Source organism: Phyllobacterium sophorae (assembly GCF_003010965.1).
Classification (GTDB): domain Bacteria; phylum Pseudomonadota; class Alphaproteobacteria; order Rhizobiales; family Rhizobiaceae; genus Phyllobacterium; species Phyllobacterium sophorae.
Window position 1 is genome coordinate 1 of the sequence record NZ_PGGM01000014.1, and the last position, 21,353, is coordinate 21,353.

A 21,353-nucleotide genomic window follows, 5' to 3' on the forward strand; every position below is an offset into this window, starting at 1 on the left:
CGCTTTCAATGCAGGGCGGCCTTTTGCTTTTGCAGACCAAACAAAGTAAGATCAAACTTACGCAAAACACGCAAAAGCCACAGACAATTCCGGTCAACAGCCGGATGGTGGCGCGGGGTGGAGCAGCCCGGTAGCTCGTCAGGCTCATAACCTGAAGGTCACAGGTTCAAATCCTGTCCCCGCAACCACATCAATGCCATCAAAACCAGCTTCTCCAAGCAAAACCCCGCTCAAGCGGGGTTTTTGGCGTTTAGAGGCCAAGGTGACATGTCTCGAGTTTAATCGAACTTCACAGCGGTCGTATTTGCGCCGCAGACGAGGACGGCGACGCGCTCATCCGGCCCCGGCGAGTATCTTCCCGACAGCAGAGCGGCGAACGCTGCAGCGCCACCCGGCTCGGCGACGATACGAACCTTGTCCCACAGCGCCAGTTGCGCTGTGCGGATATCATCGTCGGTGACGAGCACCGAGCGTTCCACGAAAGCCGCAGCGATTGGAAACATCAATTTGCCGACACGTTTGGGCGCAAGCGAATCGGCGGCAATGCCTTCGGCCGGCGCGTCCACGGGTTCTCCGGCTGCCAAAGCGCGGTGCAGGGTCGGCGCCCGTTCCGGTTCGACGGCCACGATCTTCACCTTGCCACGAAACCAGGCGGCAATGCCGCCGATCAAGCCACCGCCACCCACCGCCACCAGGAGCGTGGTGATTCCCGGCAGATCGGCCTCGATCTCCGCGCCGAGTGTTCCCTGGCCGAGCAGCGTTTCCGGCTGATCGAAGGCGTGGATCGTCAGGGCGCCGCTTTCTTCAGCGAATCGTTCACTGGCGGCCAGAGCGTCGGCATAGCGGTCGCCGCCGATAACCAGCCTGGCGCCATAGCTGCGAATGCGTTCTGCCTTGGCCGGGGAGGTGACGCCAGGGACAAAGATGGAGGCGGGGACGCCGAGCCGCATGGCGGCATAGGCAACCGCAGCACCGTGATTGCCGCCGGAGGCAGCGACGACCCCGGCTTCCGGCACGGTCCGGGTCAAGAGGTTGGTGAAAGCGCCACGCGCCTTGAACGATCCCGAATGCTGCAGACATTCAAGCTTGAGATCGACGGGGCGGGAGACAAGATTGAAATCGGTCATGTCGACGCGCAGGACCGGCGTGTGGCGGATGTGCGGGCGGATCAGATGCTCGACTCCAGCGATGCTTTCAGGCGTTATCTGGACGGGCATGGGAAGACTCGGGGCTTTGAGGGGACTGAGCGAACATATTTCCTGCGCGATGCAAAAGGCAAGCACCATCGCCGTACTTTCCGCCGTGCGCGGTTTCGGCAATGGCCAGCCACTTTCTTTGCAGCTTGGGGTTGTTGGTAATATAGTCAATCCGGATTGGGCCGCTTCTACAGATTGCTGGCACCGGTATTGTCATCGTTGCCGCCACCCCGCTCAATCGCTTGATCGATCACAGGAAGGGTCGGGGATGAACACGCAACATGCAGTGGTTTCAAATGGAACAGAAATCCAGCTGGCACATTCCCATGCGCGCAACACCGGCACCAAACTAAAGCCGGAATGGTTCGAGGACATCGCCGTCAACCGTTCGGCGACGGAACGCCGTGCCGCGACGCTGACGACGCGCCGGACCGTAAAGAAGGAGTATCAGGCCGCTTGGCTCGTCAAGGCGATCACCTGCATCGATCTCACCACGCTTGCCGGTGACGATACGCCCGGCCGTGTCCGCCGTCTGTGCGCCAAGGCGAAACGCCCCGTTCGCGACGATATTCTCGAGGCGCTGGGCCTCGCCGATGAGAACATTCGGGTAGGAGCCGTCTGCGTTTACCCGACAATGGTACCGCACGCAGTAAAGGCTTTGCACGGCTCGGGTATTCCCGTCGCTTCGGTGGCAACCGGTTTTCCAGCCGGCCTGACGCCGCTGCCACAGCGCCTTGCCGAAATCCATTATGCGGTGGGCGAAGGCGCCGCTGAAATCGACATCGTCATCACGCGCGAACATGTGCTGACGCAGAACTGGCCGGCGCTCCACGACGAGATCGCACAGATGCGCGAAGCATCCGGCGAAGCCCACATGAAAGCCATTCTGGCCACCGGCGATCTCAACACGCTGCGCAATGTCTACCGCGCCTCCATGGTGGCGATGCAGGCCGGTGCCGATTTCATCAAGACGTCGACCGGCAAGGAAGAGGTGAATGCCACGCTTCCCGTCAGCCTGATCATGCTGCGCGCCTTGCGCGACTATGGCGAACTTTCAGGCCAGACGGTCGGCTTCAAGCCGGCCGGCGGCATGAAAACCGCCAAGGACGCCCTGAACTGGCTGATCCTGATGAAGGAAGAGCTTGGGCTGCCCTGGCTGCAGCCGGATCTGTTCCGTCTCGGAGCGAGTTCGATGCTCGGCGATATCGAGCGTCAGTTGGAACATTATGTGACGGGCCGCTACGCCGCGTCTTCGCGCCACGCGCTCGCCTGAGGAACAGAATGCGGCCAATATGGCCGGGAAAGGCTCTGACATGGGACAGATCAAGGACATTCTTCGCACCATGGATTATGGCCCCGCACCGGAGAGCGATACCGACGTTCGCAATTGGCTCGAGACGCACGCAACAGGCTTTGGCCATTTCATCAACGGCAAGTTCACCGGCGTCGGCGGACACAAGACCTTCGCTGTGATCAATCCGGCCAATGACGCGGTCCTGGCAAAAGTAGCGCATGGCGCGGCCGAGGATGTCGATGCCGCCGTGAAAGCCGCACGCAATGCTTTCGCCAAGTGGTCGAAGCTGCCTGGACATGAGCGTGCGAAATATCTCTATGCCATAGCCCGCCATATTCAGAAACGCGAGCGGTTCTTTGCCGTGTTGGAGACCATGGACAATGGCAAGCCGATTCGCGAGACCCGCGACATCGATATTCCGCTTGTTGCACGGCATTTCTACCATCATGCCGGCTGGGCCGAGATGATCGAGACGGAGTTCGAGGGATTCTCGCCCGTCGGTGTCTGCGGGCAGGTCATTCCGTGGAATTTCCCGCTGCTGATGCTGGCATGGAAGATCGCCCCAGCTCTTGCCGCCGGCAATACGGTCGTGCTGAAGCCAGCGGAACTGACGCCGCTGACTGCGATCGCCTTTGCCGAAGTCTGCCACGAGATCGGGCTGCCTGCCGGCGTCGTCAACATTGTTCACGGCGATGGCGCAACGGGCGCGCTGATCTGCGGCCATGACGACATCGACAAGGTTGCCTTCACCGGCTCGACCGAAGTCGGCCGCATCATCCGTGAACAGATCGCCGGTTCGGAGAAGAAACTGTCGCTGGAGCTTGGCGGCAAGTCACCCTTCATCGTGTTCGAAGACGCAGACATGGATGGTGCGGTGGAGGGCGTTGTCGATGCGATCTGGTTCAACCAGGGCGAAGTCTGCTGTGCCGGATCGCGCATCCTTGTCCAGGAAGGCATCGCGCCGCGCTTCTACAACAAGCTGCGCAAGCGCATGGAAACCTTGCGTGTCGGCGATCCGCTCGACAAGGCCATGGATATTGGCGCGCTTGTCTCGGCCGGTCAGCTGAAGCGCGTCACCGCGCTGGTCGAACAGGGCAAGATTGACGGCGGTAAGTTGTGGCAGGCGCCCGTCAGGCTCCCGGCCAAGGGCAGCTATTTCGCACCTGGTTTCTTCACCGATGTGGAACCTACTTCGACGGTGTGCGAAGTGGAAATCTTCGGGCCCGTTGCGACCGCGAGCACCTTCCGCACGCCGGATGAAGCGATTGCGCTTGCCAACAATACGAAATATGGCCTCGCCGCATCGATCTGGTCGGAAAACATCAATCTCGCGCTCGACATGGCGGCGCGCGTCAAGGCAGGTGTCATCTGGATCAACTCGACTAACCTGCTTGATGCAGGCGCCGGTTTCGGCGGCTATCGCGAAAGTGGCTTCGGCCGCGAAGGCGGCCGTGAAGGTCTTTACGAATATCTGACCGCGGATTGGGAAAAGCGCCTGCCGCTGGTCAAGGCGGAAACCGCTTTCAAACCTGCCGCTGCGCCGGATGGTGACGCGAAAATCGCAGCCGCCGGCACGATCGACCGTACGGCGAAAAACTACATCGGCGGCAAGCAATCGCGGCCAGACAGTGGTTACTCTTATTCAGTTATCGGCAAGGGCGGTCAGGTCATCGGTCAGGCTGGTCTCGGTAACCGCAAGGATATTCGCAACGCCGTGGAAGCCGCCGCCAAGGCCGGTTCGTGGGGCGGCGCAACGGCACACAACCGCGCGCAGGTGCTGTACTATCTCGGCGAAAACCTCAGCACCCGCCAGGCCGAGTTCGAAGCGCTGCTCGCGACAAGTACCGGGGTTTCCGCCAGGGCCGCATCGGAAGAATTCGCGGTCAGTTTGCGCCGGATATTCTATTATGCCGCGCAGGCCGACAAATATGATGGCGCCGTGCATTCCACCAAGTCGCGTCACGTAACGCTGGCGATGAACGAACCCTGGGGCGTCATGGGCATCGTCTGCCCGGACGAACTGCCGCTCCTGTCCTTCGTCTCGCTGGTGCTTCCCGCGATTGCCATGGGCAACCGGGTAATCGCAGTGCCTTCGGCCCGTCATCCACTCCTTGCCACCAATTTCTATCAGGTGCTCGACACCTCCGATGTGCTTGGCGGCGTGGTGAATATCGTCACCGGCGAGCGTGACGTCCTGGCAAAAACACTGGCGGAGCACGATGAGGTCGATGCGATCTGGTATGCCGGCTCGAAAGAGGGCAGCACGATGGTCGAGATAGCCTCATGCGGCAATCTGAAGGCGACCTGGATCAACAATGGCCGCCAGCGCGACTGGCTCAGCAACAGCCAAGGCCTGGGCAAGGACTTTCTGCGCCGGGCCGTTCAGGTGAAGAACATCTGGGTCCCTTACGGCGAATGAGGGTTCACATTGATGGCCAGGGATGCGCCTTCCCGATCCCCGGTGCTTATGGACGAACGGTCCACTGCACTGGGGACTCGAAACCAACCCGCTGGCTCATCGGCCTGAATTCCAGCATGTGAATGATCAACGCCTAATTGCGGCGGCGATAAAGCCAAAGGGTCAGCGGGGCGAGCACGGCAGTCAGAAGGGCAGGGGTCAGCAGGGCCAGCCCCAACTGCGTCAGGGTGACATTTCCCGCCAGAAGCCCGCGCATGGCAGTCGTCATGAGCGATACCGGATTGACCTCGACGAAAACGCGTAACCAACCGGGCATTGTCGCGGGGTCCACCATGATGTTTGACGCGAAAACCAGCGGCATGATCCCGGTAAAGGCCATCGTCATGACAGTATTGGGTGTGCGCATGATCAGGCCGAGCACCAGAAAGATCCAGCCGAACCCGAAGCCGATAAGCGGGAGCAGGAGCAGCGCAGCAACGACACCGGGAATTCCCGCTTCCGGCCGGTAGCCAAGCAGGATGCCGATGAAGAGAATGATCAGCGACGCGATGAGATGGCGCAGGATATCCCCGACCATCAGTCCGGCGAATGGCGAGAGCGACCAGATTGGCAAGGAACGGAAGCGGTCGAATAACCCCTCGCCAAGGTCGGTGCTCAATCCCATGCCGGAATACAGCGAATTGAATACGACAGTCTGCACGAGAATGCCGGGCAGGAAATATTGCAGATATGTATCGGTCGATCCCGGCAGCGCCCCGCCGAACACGAAGGTGAACAGCAGCGTGAACATGACCGGGCTCATAACAAGATCGAAGAGCTGCTCCGGGATGTGCTTGAATTTGAGCACCGCCCGCCAGCCGAAGACGAGCGCATTCGACAGCGCCGAGGGTTGGCCGGACGCTTCGCAAGGATCAGCGCGGCAGCCGATTTCTGCTCCATCCATCAGACCTCTCCGGTGACAGGCGGGGTTCGGTGCTCTGACCGGTCAGCGCGAAGAACACCTCATCAAGGCTCGGTGCGCCCATTGAGAAATCAGCAAGCTCGATGTCCGCATCGATCAGCGCAGCCAATGCCCGATTGGCCTTTTGCGGGGTATCGACCATGATCGACAATGTTGTCCCTTCCGCACTGCGTTGAACGTTACCGCCGACCTTCTCCTCGAGCAGGCGCTTCGCCTCGCCAAGCCGGCCGGTCTCGACGAGGTTCAAATGCAGAAATCCTGATCCCGTCGCCGCCTTCAATTCGCGGCTGGTGCCTTCGGCGATTTTCTTGCCGTGGTCGATCACCGCGATGCGTGCGGCGAGCTGATCGGCCTCTTCCAGATATTGCGTGGTGAGAAGGATGGTGACGCCAGCCTCGGCGAGGGAACGGATCATGCGCCACACGCTCTTGCGCGCCTTGGGGTCGAGCCCTGTCGTCGGTTCATCAAGAAAAAGTACGCCTGGCGTCACCACCAGAGAGGCGGCGATATCAAGCCTGCGACGCATGCCGCCGGAATAATCCTTGACCTGCTTGGCCGATGCGTCGGCGAGATCGAAGGCGTTCAGGAGGTCGCCAGCGCGGGATTTCGCCGCCTGGCCGCGAAAGCCCCACAACCGTGCCAGCAGGATCAGGTTTTCCCGTCCGGTCAGATCCTCGTCGAGCGAAGCGAATTGCCCGGTCATGGCGATCGATCCGCGTACTTCATGCGGCGAGGCCGCGAGGTCGTATCCAAGCACTTTGGCGGAGCCGGCATCCGGCGGCAGCAAGGTTGCGAGCATCCGCAGCAATGTGGTCTTGCCTGCGCCGTTTGGGCCAAGAATGCCGAAAATCATACCGCGCGGAACGTCCAGATCGATACCATCCACGGCGCGCACGTTGCCGAAATGTTTGGTCAGGCCGCGTGCTTCGATCGCAGCTGATTCCGCATCTTTCGTCGCCAGCCTACTGTGGCGCATCATCACGATCTTTTCTATTTGCAACTTCGTCAAATTGGAAATGGCGGCGGCGTGAGCGCGACACTGATATCAATGCTGGCGTTTCATGTCAAAGTGACGCGACCTGCGCTGGGGTTTGTACTGTCAGGTTGTTGACGTTCCTCGTGCTCAAATCGTACTGATCGAACCATGAGAAAATACTCGTTCGGTTTCTGGATATTTGCGGTCTGTGCCATCGCCGCCAGCGGCGTGCTCTACGGCATCCTGTTCTATGGGCGATCGTCGGCGATCGGGGCGATATTCGCCCTGTTCGTGTGTGTGCCCATTATTGCATTCGAGCGTGGTGCCATCTTTCCACGCCTCTATGCGTGGATCAGTGCCAGATCCACACCGGTCTATATCGTCCTCACCTTCCTTGTCTATTATGCCCTGATAAATATCGGCTTCACGGTCTGCGGCAGCTTGCTGTGGTGGCTGGGGTTCCTGCAGGAAACCACCTGGGCTGAAGCGACAATGCTGCCGGAAAATGTCGTGTTCTATGCATTGGGCGTTTCGGCTATTCTAAGCTTCGTAACGCGCATCCGCGAATTGCTCGGCCGCGGTATTTTCGTCAGCCTGCTCTTCGGACGCTACCGCAGGCCCATTGAGGAGGAACGTATCTTCCTTTTCATCGATCTCGTCGGTTCGACATCCTTCGCCGAAGAATTTGGCGACCTGCGGGCGCAACAATTCCTCAGTGCGCTGTTCGCTGCCTTCGCCGAACCTGTGCGCCGCCGCAAGGGAACGATCGATGATTATGTCGGCGATGCTGCAATCATCACCTGGCCGATGCGCCGCGGCATCAGAAAGGGCAGATGCATTCATTGTGTATTCGATATTCTCGATTCGATCGAAGCCAACAGGGAAAAATGGTTGAGGGACTTTGGTCGTATCCCGCAATTGCGCGCCGCATTGCACGGCGGTTCGGTCATCACTGCGGAGATTGGCGTGGATCACCACAAGATCACCTATTTCGGCGATACCGTGAATACCGCCGCTCGTCTCGAAAGCCTGTGCCGCACGCTTGAATCGCCGGTGCTGATCTCGAACGAACTCGCAAGCCGCATGAAACTCTCCGGTGATATCAAGTCAGAAAATCTGGGCGCACATGCTGTGCGGGGCAGGGGGCAATCGCTGGGTGTGATCGCCCTGACCCGCGATAAACAGCTTTCAAGGGGCTCCGTTCAGCCGGCCTAGCACGTCGATGGCCCCAGCTCGCGCCAGCGTTAACGCCGGGCTTCCTCTATCCAGGCTCGAATCTCTTCCGGCGTGGTCTTTTGTTTTTGCTCTTGCTGCGCAGCCAGAATTGCCTCAATCGCAGCGTTGACGTCTGACCGATATGAAATCCCCGGAATATGCGTGAGCTTGGCGACAGGCTTGTCACCTCGTGAAATGACACCCTCTTCTCCGGCTTCGACCTTGGCCAGAAGGTCGGCACAATATCCCCGCTTCGACAATTTCTGTCCACAAAGCGGCAAATCCGCGGTTTGGACGATGACAGCTTGATGCGGGTGCGCTATGTTTCCTTCTGTCGAGGGTCTGCGATTTGCAAAATCAAAGACCCTGTCAGTTTGCGGGAGAGTGTCCTTTGCAGCGATGTAAAGGTCCACCGAAGGGGAAATCGCCCGAAATCTCTCAGGTACCAGGAACCGCAAGCAGATAAGGCAACTCTGGAAAGTCGAGGGAAACCTCGCGCCGAAGGTGTAAGTTCAGGCAGAACGGGGACGTTCTGGTTTGAGCGAGTCTCTCAGGCTTCCGACAGAGGGGTAAAGATACGATCCGTCGTCGTGACGGAGGTCTTTGCATGTCTCTGGAGTAAAAATGGGCGCCGACGAAAACCATCAATCACAAGATCTGAAATCACTGCCTCTCGAGGATATGCACAAAGCTGCCAATGCGCGCTTTGGCGGGTTCGCGGGATGGTCCATGCCGATCACCTATCCGCTGGGGGTGATGAAGGAGCATCTGCACACCCGGGAGAAGGCAGGGCTGTTCGACATCTCGCACATGCAGTTGTTTGATCTGGCCGGACCCGATGCCGTGGCACTGCTTTCCCGCGCTTGTCCGCTCGATGCGGGTTCCCTCGAGACCGGACAGTCCAAATACACGTTCTTCCTCAACGAGCAGGCCGGGATTCTCGATGACCTGATCGTCACGAGGCTGGGCGGAGACCACTTCATGGTCGTCGCGAATGCCGGGAATGCGGCGGCAGACGAGGCGCACTTGCGCGAGGTTGCGAAGGGCTTTGACTGCAGGATCAATGCGCTTGATCGCGCATTCCTGGCGATCCAGGGGCCCCAGGCGGCGGATGTGCTGCGCGTGGCCGGAATTCCCGGTACAGAGCTTTCCTTCCTGCACGGCTTCGAGCCGAAGCCTGGCTGGTTCATGAGCCGCTCGGGCTATACCGGCGAGGATGGTTTCGAAATCGGCTTGCCAGCGGATGCGGCGCGGGAACTCGTCGCCACGCTTTTTGCCGACGAAAGGGTGGAGTGGGTTGGGCTTGCGGCGCGCGACAGTCTGCGGCTGGAAGCCGGGCTGTGCCTGCATGGACATGATATCACTCCGGAGATCGATCCGGTCGATGCCGGTCTGACCTGGGCGATTGCCAAGCCTGTCCGCGAAAAGGCCGGTTTCATTGGCGCCACGGCGCTTCTCGACAAGATCGCCAAGGGCCCCAGGCGCAAGCGCGTGGGCCTCAAGCCCGATAGCCGTCAGCCGGTGCGCTCCGATTCGATCCTGGTCGATACCGCCGGCAACACGGTTGGTGTCGTGACATCGGGCGGCTTTGGACCTTCGGCTGGTTATCCCGTTGCGATGGGCTATGTCGGCAAGGATTTCGCCCCGATAGGGACCCAGGTTTTTGCAGACGTGCGAGGCAATCGCATTGCCCTGCACGTTCATCCACTTCCCTTCACTCCACATCGCTATCACAAAGGATAATACAGATGGCAGCCACATATTTTACCGAAGATCACGAATGGGTCCGCGTCGAGAACGGGATTGCCACCGTCGGCATTACCGACCATGCGCAAGACCAGCTGGGCGATCTTGTTTTTGTGCAATTGCCGGATGTCGGTCAGGTTCTCGCGAAGGGCGACGCCGCTGTCGTGGTTGAATCCGTCAAGGCAGCGTCCGATGTCTATGCGCCGGTCGATGGTGAAGTCACTGAAGTAAACGAAGCCGCCGCCAGCGATCCGGCGCTGGTCAATTCCTCGGCGACCGGCGATGGCTGGCTGTGGAAAATGAAACTGTCCGACACCGGCCAGTTGGCCGGCCTGCTGGATGAGGCCGGTTACACGGCGATTATCGGATAGGAATGGAAGGAGCCCCTTCGTGCGGCTGCGAAGCGGCAGGGGGCTTTGAATTGCAGGCAAGAAGGCGCACCATGAACAATACAATATTCCCTTTCACAGACCGTCATATCGGCCCCAGTATTCAGGGCTCTCGAGCAATGCTCGCAGCGCTGGGTATTCCTTCGCTCGAAACCCTGATTTCGCAGGCCGTGCCGAAATCCATCCGGCTGGAACGGCCGCTGAATATTCCCGAGGCAGTCAACGAGGCCGAAGCATTGTCGGAACTCGCCGCCAAGATGGGACAGAACAAGACGCACAAGAGCTTCATTGGCCAAGGCTATCACGGCACCCATGTGCCTGCGGTGATCCAGCGCAATCTCTTCGAGAACCCCGCCTGGTATACGGCCTATACGCCTTACCAATCCGAAATCAGCCAGGGACGGCTCGAGCTGCTGTTCCATTTCCAGACGCTCGTGACCGAACTGACGGGTTTGCCGGTTGCATCCGCCTCGTTGCTTGATGAGGCGACTGCCGTCGCCGAAGCGGTCGGCATCGCTTATCGCCACCATCGCGAAAAGCGTGCGCGCATCGTGCTTGCTGGCGACGTGCATCCGCAGATTCTCGATGTCGTCAGGACCCGTGCGGAACCGCTCGGGATGAGCGTGAATGGCGGTGAGATCGACGCGCAGGTTGCTGCGATCATCGTCCCGTGGCCGGACACCTATGGCGTCTATGGCGACCATTCCGCCGCCATCAAGGCCGCAAAGGCAGCAGGTGCGCTGGTTATTGCCGTCGCTGATCCACTTGCACTGACGATCAGTGCTTCGCCGGCTTCGCTTGGCGCGGATATTGCCGCTGGTTCCATGCAACGCTTCGGTGTGCCGGTCGGCTACGGCGGACCACACGCGGCCTATCTTGCCGTTAGTGATACCCTGACGCGGCTTATTCCGGGTCGTTTGGTTGGCCAATCGGTCGACAGCAAGGGAAGGGCAGGGTACCGTCTCGCCCTGCAAACCCGCGAACAGCATATTCGCCGCGACAAGGCGACATCCAACATCTGCACCGCGCAAGCATTGCTTGCCAATATGGCCGTGTCCTTCGCCATCTGGCATGGTCCGCAGGGGCTGCGGGCGATAGCGGCGCGCGTGCACTCCCAGGCCGCACGCCTGGCGGCTGGTTTGGAAGCCGCTGGTTTGAGGCTTGGCGGCACGCGCTTCTTCGACACGATAACGGTCAATGTTCCCGGCAAGGCGGCTTCCATTGCTGCCGCTGCCGAGAAGAACGGGCGCCTGCTCCGCATCGTCGATCAGGACCATCTCGGCATAACGGTGGACGAGACCACGAGCGAAGATGACCTTGTCGCTCTGGCTACATTGTTCGGCGCGAACCTCCCGAACGATCCGGGGTCAAATTTGCCCGGTACCCGGCCGGCTGAAGGTTTCATGACGCAGGCGGTTTTTCATCAGCAGCGTTCCGAAACGGAGATGATGCGCTTCCTGCGGCGGCTGGCCGACAAGGATCTTGCCTTGGACCGTGCCATGATCCCGCTCGGTTCCTGCACGATGAAGCTGAACGCCGCGGCCGAAATGCTGCCTGTCAGCTGGCAGAGCGTTGCCAATGTGCATCCCTTTGCACCGGCCGGTCACGCGCTTGGCTACAAGTCCCTGACCGACGATCTGGAAGCATGGCTTGCAGAAATCACCGGCTTCGATGCGGTCTCGCTCCAGCCCAATGCCGGCAGCCAGGGTGAATATGCGGGCTTGCTGGCAATCCGCCGCTATCATCTGGATCGTGGCGATGCTCACCGCGATATCTGCCTCATTCCGGAATCGGCGCATGGCACCAATCCGGCCAGCGCGCATATGGCTGGCATGCGGGTCGTCGTCGTTGCCTGCGAGGAGGCGGGCGATATCGATCTGGAGGACCTGAAGGCCAAGGCAGAACTGCACAGCGCCAACCTTGCGGCGCTGATGATCACCTATCCGTCGACGCATGGCGTGTTCGAAGAAGGTGTGAAGGATATCTGCGCAATTATCCATGGCCATGGCGGGCAGGTCTATTTCGACGGCGCGAATTTGAATGCGCTGGTTGGGCTCGCCCGCCCCGGCGATATCGGCGCCGATGTCTGCCATATGAACCTGCACAAGACCTTCTGCATTCCCCATGGCGGCGGCGGACCGGGCGTCGGTCCGATCGGCGTCAAGAAACACCTGGCGCCCTTCCTGCCTGGCCATGTCGCCAAGGGTTCTGGTCATGCGGTTTCGGCGGCACCCTTCGGCAGTGCGTCTATCCTGCCGATCACCTGGATGTATATCCGCATGATGGGCGGGGCTGGATTAAAACGCGCGACGGAAATGGCCATCCTCAATGCCAACTACATTGCCGATCGGCTGAAGGATACGTACCCGGTGTTGTTCAAGGGCCGCAACGGCCGTGTGGCGCACGAGTGCATCCTGGACACACGAGTACTGAAGGACAGCGCGGGGATCAGCGTCGAGGATATTGCCAAGCGCCTCATCGACTACGGCTTTCATGCGCCGACCATGTCCTGGCCGATTGCGGGAACGCTGATGGTTGAGCCGACCGAGTCGGAATCGAAGCGCGAGATCGACCGGTTCTGCGACGCGATGATCGCCATCGCCGCCGAGGCGGCAAAGGTGGCGAGCGGTGCCTGGCCAAAGGACGATAATCCGCTGGTCAATGCCCCGCATCCGGCGGGGGATGTTCTTGCCGATCACTGGACACATCCCTATAGCCGCAGCGAGGCAAGTCTGCCGGTTGGCGAGAGTGAGGAAAACCCGAAATACTGGCCTCCGGTTTCGCGCATCGACAATGTTGCCGGCGACCGCAATCTGGTCTGCTCATGTCCGCCCATGCACGCTTATAACTGACCCTTGGCAATAAAGGGGCGCCGAATTGATCAGCGGCGCCCCATCGCGCGATCTGGGACTGCTTTTGACCACGATTCTTCTCATTTGTGCCGAAGAATGTCGAAATATCGCTCAAGAATCCTTCAATGTGGCCGCTGATTCTCAACCTGGAGGGGAACTTTGGTTGTAGCGAGGCGAATATCACCAGTTGGGTGTGAGACTTGGCTCTTCCTCGTTTTCGACAGGCAAAAGCTCGGATGCAAGTTGCCGCAAGGCAAGTGGCAAGGCCTGCAAGTCATTGGATTCAAAGGAAAGATGCGGCAGCCGTGTGCGGATGAGTTCCGCGACGACCCTTGCCTGCATGCCGTCACGTACCCTTTTGGCGGCATCGCGGTCAGCCCGCCGCGAAAGCCACAATTTGTGAAGTGCAAACGCCCGCGGATCGGGAGTGGAATAGCTCAGCGGATAGCCCCGCTGATCAATGGCCACAGCCGATGTTTTCGGACTATTAACAAGCCATGAAAGCCCTTCAATTTCAATGGCTTGCAGATCTTCCGCGTCAGCGCTGAAACGCGATTTCCCGCCCGTGGACATGAGGTTTTTTGGCGTCGGTTTGATAAGATCGACAAGAAAACCATCGCGGTTCGCCGCCCGGTAGCTGTTCTTGGCCAGGGGCGCGAAGGAATGGTCGATCTTCTGCAGCAGACCGATCAGGCCCTTGTTCGAGAAATCCTTGGCTATCAACCGCAGGCTGAAACGTGAATCCATCAGCAGGTCGACATCCTGCGTCGAAAGTAATCCACTGCTGATATGAACGCCGGCCAGCCGTTCATAGACAAAAAGTGCATTGGTTCCAACGACATCAATCGCCGTACCGATTAGTCCGAGCTTGTCCAGCGCGCGGACAATGCGCGCCGTCAGAAGCGGCACGCGGCCCAGCGCCATCGCCCGGTTGACCGGCGCAAGTTCATCCAGGCGTTGTGCCAGACGCGTTACACGCTCCTTTGAATTTGCGCGGCCCGAATGGAATTGGCTGTAGATCGTCTCGGTTTCCGGTGATCTTGGTCCCAGCGATTTCCAGATGCCGCTGGTCTTTTTGTAGAGGTATTCCTTGTCGTTCGTGCTTGTCTTCCACGACATCGACCCGGAAAAGCGCTGCTCGTATTCTCTCAGGCTTTTGTGATAAACTTCGTAAGTCTGTTCGCAATCAACGTGCTGACGGATTTGTTCTGAGGATAGTTCTTTGAATCTATTCATGTTATCCCCAATGAGACATTATTTTAACGAAAAAGGGATAATATCGTATTTTCATTCAACTAGAAAGCTGATTTTCCAAATATTATCCCCGGAACGCCTGATAAACGGTGATCAGGGGATATTCAGCAATTTCAATGCGCTATCAGCCAGTTCCATAATTTCCATTATGCCGCAAAGTTAAAATGTCCGGTGGGTGCTAATTCGAAGCGCGACTTTGTTATAACAGTGGCTCATCGCAGCAAAGGAATTGCCCATGAACCGACCGTTTCGCCCCTATTCCCAGATCACCCTCGACGAACGTCGCTAGATCGAGCGCTGGCATGCTGTGAAGCTCAGCGTCGATAGTATGGCCGAGAAACTCGGACGGCATCGTTCAACGATCTTTCGCGAGCTGAAGCGCAATCGCTTCGAGGATCCCGAGATGCGTGAACTTTCGGGCTATTACGGTCTGACCGCCGACGCCAGATCAAAGGAACGGCGGCGCAGTCTGCGCAAGCTCGTGCGGCTGCCACAACTGCGCGAAGCGATCATGCGCATCCGCCACGGCTGGTCACCAGAACAGGTCGCCGGCCGCCTGAAACTGGAAGGCGGCCAGCATGGCATGACGGTCTGCCATGAAACGATCTACCGGTTTGCCTATTCGAAGGACGGCCAGGCGATCAGGTTGTGGCATCACCTGCCGGAGCGACGCGCCCGGCGCCGGCCACGGCATGTCCGACGCCGCCATGGCCGCCGGTTCAGTCCAGAGCTCAACATTCTGCATCGGCGCGCCGCTAGCGTGCCGATGCTCCACCTTGGTAATTCTCGTAGACTATGGCTGGGTCGATCGTAAAAAGCTCCTGCGCCCTCCCCACACCTCTCAGCGCAAACCTGCCAACGCATACAAGTTTGGCGCGCAATTCGGCAGGCAGCGCCGCCGCAAAACTTTCTGAAATGAGAATGTCCTGGTCGACGGACCGGCACATCGATGCGATCCGACTGACTTCATTGACCGCCGGCCCAACAACTGTAAAGTCGAGACGGGTGTCGCTGCCTATGTTGCCGTAGAACACCTCGCCGATATGCAAACCGAGATAGACCTTTGTTGTCGGCTGGCCGGCAGCTTCCCTTGTCTGGTTCAAACCGATGAGCCGCTTCCGCAATGCCTTCTGTGCCTTCAGAGCCGCAGTACATGCCGTCGCGGATTCGCCGTGTGTGAAAATTGCCAGCGTTCCGTCGCCGATGAGCTTGAGGACATCGCCCCCGGCTTCCTGTATCGACGAAATGACGGCCTCGGCATAGTCATTAAGCATCGGAATGATCGCATCGGGCGCTGCCGCATCGGAAATCCGGGTGTAATCCCTAAGATCGGAATACCAGAGTACTGCTTCGATGCGCTCGGCGGCGCCGCGATTAATCCGTCCAGCCAGCACACGCTGTGCGGCATCACGGCCAAGATATACGTCGGCCAATGTTCGGACGATACGCGTTAATGAGGCGCATTTAATCGCCAGTGCCAAACCGCGCGTTAATCGCCTCAGCGCCGTGATATCACTATCCTCGAAACCGTGCGGGTCGTCCGTTGTCCACGACGAATAGAAGCAATCCATTTCGCCGATGCTGCCTTCCCTTGAAAAGTGGTGGATTAGTGCCAGGTAGTCGGTACACCCCTCGTCTCTCAAGGTGACGAGATGCCGAAAAGCTGGCGTCTCGATTATTTCGAGGCGCTGACGCAGTTCATCCTCACCAATCTGCAAAAGATGGAAGAATGTTGAATTCTGCCAGTTTTCGGCACTCTCGCCCGATTGGGACGAACCGTACTCTATAATTGGTTTTTCAATCTCCCCGTCTCTACGCCAGAGGAAAACCCGCCCTTCGTAGATTGGATGAAGTGTGTCAACAAACGCATTGGCACGTTCGAGTTTGATGCCCGCTGCGATACAGCGCTCGCAAAAGCCGTTCACCAATGCGGTTTCAGACGTACCACACAGGCCTTGGGTATCGAGCCAGGTTTCGATTTCAACAATATCGGCTTCGGTCATGCTTTCGCACCCATACTCGGTTTGACGAAGGGGTAACACGTTCCGCCTGTTTGACAAAGGTTTCTGGTCACCCGGTAAATGTTGGAATTTGCTGTTTGCCAAACCCGCCGTGATCATGAGTGCGCGATTCAACATGTTGTAAATGCGAACAAAATTTCAGAACAAGGGTATCGAACAGTGTGCTAAAGTTTGACGATAGCGCCACCCTCCACGATCGCAGCGAAGCTGTTGCGTGAGAGAACGATGTCATCCGTTTAGTTAAACAGTCCGTGCTTAAGGGCCGCGGAGATGCCGCATATCAGAAATCGTATCGATCTGCGATACGTGGGTTATTCCGCGGCGGCGGCCCGCTGTTCTTCAGGTTGATTTGTGGGATTCTCAAACTTTTCGATGGCGCAGACCTTCAGGTTTCCGGTGAAAAGAAGACCGCCGATCGGAAGAGCAGGTTCTGGGGGGATCTCTTCGTGCCGGATACTGTCCTTCGGCACATGCAACTTATGCTCAACGCCGGCAGTGCCTCCCGCGAGCGTTAGTGACAATGCAGGTTGCGCTTCCAGGAGTGCAGCGCCGTAGAGGAATTCGAAACTCAGCATCGACACAAGGAACTTGTAGGTCCCGTCCCGCACACCACCCTTAAGGAGCGCAGCTCGATGAATATCGTCGCCCAGACGAATGTCAAGTGGAGGTATCCGCGGTTCGCAAACGTAGGCGAGAGCGAGAAGTTGCCCCTTCTCAACTTCAAAGCGCAAACGGTCCCGGCCAAGATCAACCGCGGCGACGGAGAAACGGCGATTGCTGTACTCCACCGGTGGTCTGCCCATCCTCTTGCCGAGCTGAGTGCCGTCAAGTGCACGCGCCCCAGCAAAGTGTTCCGGATCGATGGCTGTCGGCAGTGCAGCGCCATGACGCGGCGTTTGCAGCGCTGGTTCCAATTGGTCGGCTATCAGGTTGGCAACGATGGTCGTCGCCACCGGGCGCGCATAATGCCCTTGATCGGAATAAAAGCTCGGATGGCCGACAACTTCCCGCCCGTAGCGCTGCATCAGTAGCTGCGAGACGTTGACACAGATCGTATCGTACCATTGCGAGATGTAGTTAATGCCGGCATCGATTGACGGGACAGCATTTAAAAATGAGCCATTGCGTGCGCCAAAAACGAGTGTTGCAATCCGAAGGTTGGGATTGCGATCAAGAGCGAAGCGGACAATCCCTTCATAGAACCGGGCCCAGTGTCGGAATGGACGACGCTCGTCGCCATACACGAAAGCGTCGTTGAGCGCGTACTCGATCAGCAGCAGATCACAATCGGCGAGTTGGTCGTGTATCTTGAGCTGGTAGAGTCCGAATGCACTCGTTGTGCCGCCGACCGCGAGATCTGCCGTGACGTCAAGTTCTACGCCGCGCCGTGCCATCGCAGACAGAAGCGACGGCAGGTAGCCGGGCAGCATGACGGTGTTCGAACCGCCAATGATGACAGTCTTGAGTTTCATGGCGTCACCGCCATTCTGCCGGCGGGGGAAAGCGTGCCGCAGCGCCAAACGCTATAAGGTGTTGCATCCCAATTGAAATAGTAGGCTGCTTCGACGCGTCCAGCTTGCATCAGTTCCTCAAAACGGCTCTTGGTTGCCCGAACAAGGCGCTCGCGGGAATGATCATCTTCGGAACATGACGTTGATTTGTTGCTAAAGCCCCATTCGGTGATCCAGCACGGCTTGCCGCCGGGTTTTGTGCCACAGATCGAGAGCGCTTGGTTCATGTGTTGATCGCGGGCACTGGATGAACCGCCACTGCCCGGATAAATGTGGATTCCGTAGCCATCGACTACTTTGTCAAGTCCATGCTTTTGCAGGAGCGACGTAAAGGCCGGCGGGTCGATGCTGTCAATGCCACGACGGTCGGCGTCGGCAACAGGAATATCGGACAGTCCGGCCGAAATGACCTTGGCCCCGGCACTGTATTTCGTCATCGCGAGCTGTTCGCGCACCGCTTTCAGCAGCAGAACGTAGTTCGCCGCGCCACGCTCGACAGTTTGCAGATCGTTGAGCTCCTTTAGCGAACGGGCCGTCCTTGTCTTCGCCTTGGATTTGACTTCGAGATCGCCATTGTAGGCACCCCAATTGATTTCGTTGCCGGTTTCAACGGCAACGAGAGGGACGCCAAGCTGATCGATCTTCTTCAGGGCATCGCCGACTGCCGACCGGAATAGATCCGGAGAAATATCAGAGAGCCGATACATGTCCCATATACGTCCATGGCCAGATCGTGGCTTCGTTCCAGCGGGGAAATACGCGGGATTGCTGAGCGGTATCTCGAGCAGGATAGCGAGGCCCTTCTCATGGGCGATCCGGATCGCATCGATGCTGGCATCGATTGGTTTGGTTAAAGACAACCGCACTGACTTGATTCCGTTGTTTGCTATCGAAGCCAATATGTTCTCTCTTTCAGGGGATGGAAGCCATGCGATGTTGACCCGATTAACGCCAAACCGGGCATCGCCTGATGCGCTGGAGGGCGTAACAAAAGTCGCTGCGGCAAGAACCGCGGCAACAGCGAGGCAAATGCCCCTGCTGATGCCGCGCCGAAACCATCTCATGGCCTCATACTCCCGGAGACCCTGTGTCATTGAAGACAACCGTCATCGAATCCCGATATCCTTGAGTGCTGCATTGAAATTCGCCTCACAGGCAGAATAGCGGTGTATCGCTGCGGGTACGTCGATCTTGGAGAGGAAGTCCTGCAGGTAGGCCTTCTTTTGCGGTTCACGATTCCAGACCGATGCCTCGATGTGCGGGAAACCGACAAAGTCGAGCATCTCACGCATGCGATCATCAACCGCGATCATCAGAGCCGGGATACCCGATTGCATGCCGATGATGGAACCATGGAACCGGCGACCAAAGCAGAAGTCTTGCCCCGAAACCCAACTACGCCATTTGTGCGTATCAAAGAAAACGAGATAGTCGCGCTTGCGCTGCCATTTCTCGGCATGCTTGTACTCGGTCGGTGCCGTAATGCGGCTTGCCGCCTGATCATAGACTTCCGTGGTCTCGTCCCCCACCATGTTCATGTTGTAGACGATTACCTCATCCTGGATGACATAGCTCGCGGTGCTGTCCTTGTGCAGTAGCGCATGGGCATCGACGATCGTGTCGGGAACACTGCCAAGATAGCCGCCGAAGGCGATTTTTTGCGATTCAGCAAGCTCCGGATCAGCAAGGCGGCTAAGCGATCGCTTCATCGCATCGGGCGCGTAATACAGCGATGGACAGCCCGTCGGGCGAACGTACTTCATGCCTTCCGCTTTCAGGAACTCAGCGGTGAAATGTCCTCGGGTCAGGAAAAAAGCTTCCTTTTTCTTGAGAACGTTGAGGAAGCGATGGGTACCCTCGGGCAACTCGTTCTTGAGGTTCTCCTTCTTCTGAATGCCGATGCCCATGACAACGATAGGCATGTTGAGGCGCTCGAAGACATAAGACTCGGTCATTGCCGCATAGCCTGGCCGGAGCAGATTGGCCGACGCAAACAGGCAAAGATCAAAACTCTCGTTCAGCCGTTCATACGTCTCGGGGGAATTGAGGCTGTTTGCAAGATGCCAGAACGGAACGTAGGTTACGTCATGACCGCGCACACTATTGGCGGCACCTTCCCCGATGAGGTAGTTGCCCGTGTTGGCGATTTTCTTGACCTGGTCAATGACATCTTTTTTCGTACGAACGTTCTCGAAATAAGGGCGGTGCTTCACGGCCGCTCCGGAAACGCTGTCGACGGTCCGCATCAAATATGATGGGATGCCTGTGATCATAATTCTCATGTTTGTCCATCTTACGTTTGGAGGGTCAAGGCACGGGGTTGGGATATCACCCGATGCCAATCTCAGTTAGAACCGAGCGGAAATTGCGCTCGCGATCAGAATATTTCTCGATTACCTGTGGGATATTCATATTTGCCAAATGATCGGCAACAAATGCCGAGCGATCATTAGCTGCATTGAGGTCATTGGCCTCGACTTTTGGCAACCCGGAGAAGTTCAGCATCTCACGCATGCGATCATCGACTGCAACGATCAGGCTCGGGACACCTGCCTGAAGCGCGATAACGTTGCCATGGAAACGCCGTCCGAAGGCAAAGTCCATCGAAGACGTCCAGGCCCGCCACTGGTTGGTATCGAAGAAGGTATGAACCTTGATTTTCTTTTTGAGCTCGTCCGAACCCTTGAAGGAAAGGTCGCCGATCATCTCGCCCGAAGCAGAATCGTAGACACGGCCATCTTCGTTCGGCTCCACCTGCATATCGAAATGCAGAAGCTCATCCTGAATAACGTATGATGACCGCCCGTCATCCGATGAAAGCGAATTCATATCGCCGATCGTATCAAGTGCTGCGCCCATATATCCGGTGAAAACTGTACGGCCCTCCCCCACCTTCACATCCGGCAGGCGGCGGATTGCCCGGCGGACATTCGCCGGCATGAAATACATGGAGGGACAGCCCACCGGCCTGACGAAGGAAAACCCCTGGCTCTTGAGAAACGAAGCCGTCTCTTCTCCCCGCGTCAGGAAGTAATGCTCTTTCTCCTTCAGGACCTGCAACAGCCGCTGCGTGCCCTCTGGCAGCGATTCTTCTAGATCAGGCCGGCTCTGAATGCCGATACCAAGCATGACGACCGGCATATCCAGTTTGGAAAGGACCAGTGCCTCGGCGTCAGCGGAGAGGCTTTTTCGCAGAAGGTTGGCGCAGGTAAAGACGCAGATATCGTACTGCTTGTTAATGTTATCGAGGCCGGTTCCGTTGTTTACAGCGTTGTAAAGGTGCCAGAACGGAATGTGAGTGGCATCCGGGGACAAGGCGCGCAGCGCCCCCTCTCCGATCAGATAATTGCCAGTGTTGCTGATATTCTTGAGTTCTCGGAGATACGCTTCCTTGCTTTCGGGCTGAGGTTGTTTTTCCGAGTAAAAGACGTGAGTGTCATCCGCCCTCTGCACGAGACGCGTGAGATGACCTGGAATGCCGGTTAGAAGAATTCTGGGGCTCATAGGGTTCACTAAAAC

General features: G+C 58.0%; 16 protein-coding genes, 1 tRNA gene, 1 pseudogene and 1 riboswitch. Of the genes and pseudogenes, 8 read left to right on the top strand and 10 right to left on the bottom strand.

The features are described from left to right. The first annotated feature begins 111 nt into the window (after positions 1–111). Positions 112–188 (top strand) — tRNA-Met (locus CU103_RS23840). A 90-nt stretch (positions 189–278) separates the two neighbouring features. Here the strand turns inward: CU103_RS23840 and CU103_RS23845 are convergent. Next, a complete protein-coding gene (locus CU103_RS23845) occupies positions 279–1,217 on the bottom strand; it encodes a threonine/serine dehydratase (RefSeq protein ID WP_106666682.1) in 939 nt (312 codons plus the stop codon). 247 nt (positions 1,218–1,464) lie between these two features. On the opposite strand from CU103_RS23845, the gene deoC reads away from it, so the two are divergent. Together deoC and CU103_RS23855 are read left to right on the top strand one after the other, a co-directional pair. Further along, complete coding sequence (gene deoC / locus CU103_RS23850) at positions 1,465–2,469, top strand: deoxyribose-phosphate aldolase (protein WP_162707380.1); 1,005 nt, start codon at positions 1,465–1,467, stop codon at positions 2,467–2,469. A gap of 40 nt (positions 2,470–2,509) precedes the next feature. Continuing rightward, the gene (locus tag CU103_RS23855; RefSeq protein ID WP_170117114.1) at positions 2,510–4,909 is read left to right on the top strand and encodes an aldehyde dehydrogenase family protein; all 2,400 of its coding nucleotides are present in this window, start codon (positions 2,510–2,512) and stop codon (positions 4,907–4,909) included. A 133-nt stretch (positions 4,910–5,042) separates the two neighbouring features. On the opposite strand, the gene CU103_RS23860 is transcribed toward CU103_RS23855, so the two are convergent. After that, the gene (locus tag CU103_RS23860) at positions 5,043–5,852 is read right to left on the bottom strand and encodes an ABC transporter permease (RefSeq protein ID WP_106666540.1); all 810 of its coding nucleotides are present in this window, start codon (positions 5,850–5,852) and stop codon (positions 5,043–5,045) included. Further along, entirely contained in the window at positions 5,821–6,849 is a 1,029-nt protein-coding gene (locus CU103_RS23865; RefSeq protein WP_245448971.1) for an ATP-binding cassette domain-containing protein, read from the bottom strand. The genes CU103_RS23860 and CU103_RS23865 overlap by 32 nt, the downstream gene beginning before the upstream one ends. 165 nt (positions 6,850–7,014) lie before the next feature. Here CU103_RS23865 and CU103_RS23870 point away from each other — a divergent pair, with 165 nt between their 5' ends. Further along, positions 7,015–8,061: an adenylate/guanylate cyclase domain-containing protein gene (locus tag CU103_RS23870; protein WP_106666541.1), complete on the top strand. Its 1,047-nt coding sequence runs from the start codon at positions 7,015–7,017 to the stop codon at positions 8,059–8,061. A gap of 29 nt (positions 8,062–8,090) precedes the next feature. On the opposite strand, the gene CU103_RS23875 is transcribed toward CU103_RS23870, so the two are convergent. Next, positions 8,091–8,321, bottom strand: coding sequence for a type II toxin-antitoxin system prevent-host-death family antitoxin (locus tag CU103_RS23875; RefSeq protein ID WP_245448972.1), 231 nt, complete (start codon positions 8,319–8,321; stop codon positions 8,091–8,093). A gap of 107 nt (positions 8,322–8,428) precedes the next feature. Beyond that, positions 8,429–8,526, top strand: a riboswitch (glycine riboswitch). 159 nt (positions 8,527–8,685) lie between these two features. Between CU103_RS23875 and gcvT the strand changes: the two genes are divergently transcribed. The 3 genes from gcvT to gcvP all read left to right on the top strand — a co-directional run bounded on the left by gcvT (position 8,686) and on the right by gcvP (position 13,048). Continuing rightward, on the top strand, positions 8,686–9,804 hold the full coding sequence (gene gcvT / locus CU103_RS23880; protein WP_106666542.1) for a glycine cleavage system aminomethyltransferase GcvT: 1,119 nt from the start codon (positions 8,686–8,688) through the stop codon (positions 9,802–9,804). 5 nt (positions 9,805–9,809) lie between these two features. Beyond that, positions 9,810–10,178 carry a glycine cleavage system protein GcvH gene (gene gcvH, locus CU103_RS23885; RefSeq protein WP_106666543.1) on the top strand — a complete coding sequence of 123 codons (369 nt, stop codon included), beginning with the start codon at positions 9,810–9,812 and terminating at the stop codon, positions 10,176–10,178. Positions 10,179–10,249: 71 nt separating this feature from the next. Then, positions 10,250–13,048 carry an aminomethyl-transferring glycine dehydrogenase gene (gene gcvP, locus CU103_RS23890; protein ID WP_106666687.1) on the top strand — a complete coding sequence of 933 codons (2,799 nt, stop codon included), beginning with the start codon at positions 10,250–10,252 and terminating at the stop codon, positions 13,046–13,048. Between the two features lie 180 nt (positions 13,049–13,228). Here gcvP and CU103_RS23895 read toward each other — a convergent pair whose 3' ends face one another. Beyond that, positions 13,229–14,284 (bottom strand): GSU2403 family nucleotidyltransferase fold protein, encoded by a 1,056-nt coding sequence (locus CU103_RS23895; protein WP_106666544.1) that lies wholly within the window; start codon positions 14,282–14,284, stop codon positions 13,229–13,231. Positions 14,285–14,591: 307 nt separating this feature from the next. Here CU103_RS23895 and CU103_RS23900 point away from each other — a divergent pair. After that, positions 14,592–15,050, top strand: a pseudogene (locus CU103_RS23900) (transposase); the annotation flags it as partial. Positions 15,051–15,057: 7 nt separating this feature from the next. Here the strand turns inward: CU103_RS23900 and CU103_RS23905 are convergent. From CU103_RS23905 to CU103_RS23925, 5 genes are all read right to left on the bottom strand, one after another. Then, positions 15,058–16,305, bottom strand: a complete 1,248-nt coding sequence (locus CU103_RS23905) for an adenylate/guanylate cyclase domain-containing protein (RefSeq protein ID WP_106666545.1) — start codon at positions 16,303–16,305, stop codon at positions 15,058–15,060. Between the two features lie 329 nt (positions 16,306–16,634). After that, positions 16,635–17,795 (bottom strand): SGNH/GDSL hydrolase family protein, encoded by a 1,161-nt coding sequence (locus tag CU103_RS23910; RefSeq protein ID WP_106666546.1) that lies wholly within the window; start codon positions 17,793–17,795, stop codon positions 16,635–16,637. Beyond that, positions 17,792–18,898, bottom strand: coding sequence for a glycoside hydrolase (locus CU103_RS23915; RefSeq protein WP_245448973.1), 1,107 nt, complete (start codon positions 18,896–18,898; stop codon positions 17,792–17,794). The genes CU103_RS23910 and CU103_RS23915 overlap by 4 nt, the downstream gene beginning before the upstream one ends. Positions 18,899–18,940: 42 nt before the next feature. Continuing rightward, a complete protein-coding gene (locus CU103_RS23920; protein WP_106666547.1) occupies positions 18,941–20,116 on the bottom strand; it encodes a polysaccharide pyruvyl transferase family protein in 1,176 nt (391 codons plus the stop codon). Positions 20,117–20,162: 46 nt separating this feature from the next. After that, complete coding sequence (locus CU103_RS23925) at positions 20,163–21,338, bottom strand: polysaccharide pyruvyl transferase family protein (RefSeq protein ID WP_106666548.1); 1,176 nt, start codon at positions 21,336–21,338, stop codon at positions 20,163–20,165. Positions 21,339–21,353 lie beyond the last annotated feature (15 nt).

Bases quoted from the DNA above. Each gene is read 5' to 3' on its own strand.
- CU103_RS23865 (WP_245448971.1), bottom strand. From the start codon at position 6,849: ATGATGCGCCACAGTAGGCTGGCGACGAAAGATGCGGAATCAGCTGCG.
- CU103_RS23920 (WP_106666547.1), bottom strand. From the start codon at position 20,116: ATGAGAATTATGATCACAGGCATCCCATCATATTTGATGCGGACCGTC.
- gcvH (WP_106666543.1), top strand. From the start codon at position 9,810: ATGGCAGCCACATATTTTACCGAAGATCACGAATGGGTCCGCGTCGAG.
- CU103_RS23905 (WP_106666545.1), bottom strand. From the start codon at position 16,305: ATGACCGAAGCCGATATTGTTGAAATCGAAACCTGGCTCGATACCCAA.
- CU103_RS23845 (WP_106666682.1), bottom strand. From the start codon at position 1,217: ATGCCCGTCCAGATAACGCCTGAAAGCATCGCTGGAGTCGAGCATCTG.
- CU103_RS23925 (WP_106666548.1), bottom strand. From the start codon at position 21,338: ATGAGCCCCAGAATTCTTCTAACCGGCATTCCAGGTCATCTCACGCGT.
- CU103_RS23860 (WP_106666540.1), bottom strand. From the start codon at position 5,852: ATGGATGGAGCAGAAATCGGCTGCCGCGCTGATCCTTGCGAAGCGTCC.
- CU103_RS23915 (WP_245448973.1), bottom strand. From the start codon at position 18,898: ATGAGATGGTTTCGGCGCGGCATCAGCAGGGGCATTTGCCTCGCTGTT.
- gcvT (WP_106666542.1), top strand. From the start codon at position 8,686: ATGGGCGCCGACGAAAACCATCAATCACAAGATCTGAAATCACTGCCT.
- CU103_RS23870 (WP_106666541.1), top strand. From the start codon at position 7,015: ATGAGAAAATACTCGTTCGGTTTCTGGATATTTGCGGTCTGTGCCATC.
- deoC (WP_162707380.1), top strand. From the start codon at position 1,465: ATGAACACGCAACATGCAGTGGTTTCAAATGGAACAGAAATCCAGCTG.
- CU103_RS23910 (WP_106666546.1), bottom strand. From the start codon at position 17,795: ATGAAACTCAAGACTGTCATCATTGGCGGTTCGAACACCGTCATGCTG.
- CU103_RS23895 (WP_106666544.1), bottom strand. From the start codon at position 14,284: ATGAATAGATTCAAAGAACTATCCTCAGAACAAATCCGTCAGCACGTT.
- gcvP (WP_106666687.1), top strand. From the start codon at position 10,250: ATGAACAATACAATATTCCCTTTCACAGACCGTCATATCGGCCCCAGT.
- CU103_RS23855 (WP_170117114.1), top strand. From the start codon at position 2,510: ATGGGACAGATCAAGGACATTCTTCGCACCATGGATTATGGCCCCGCA.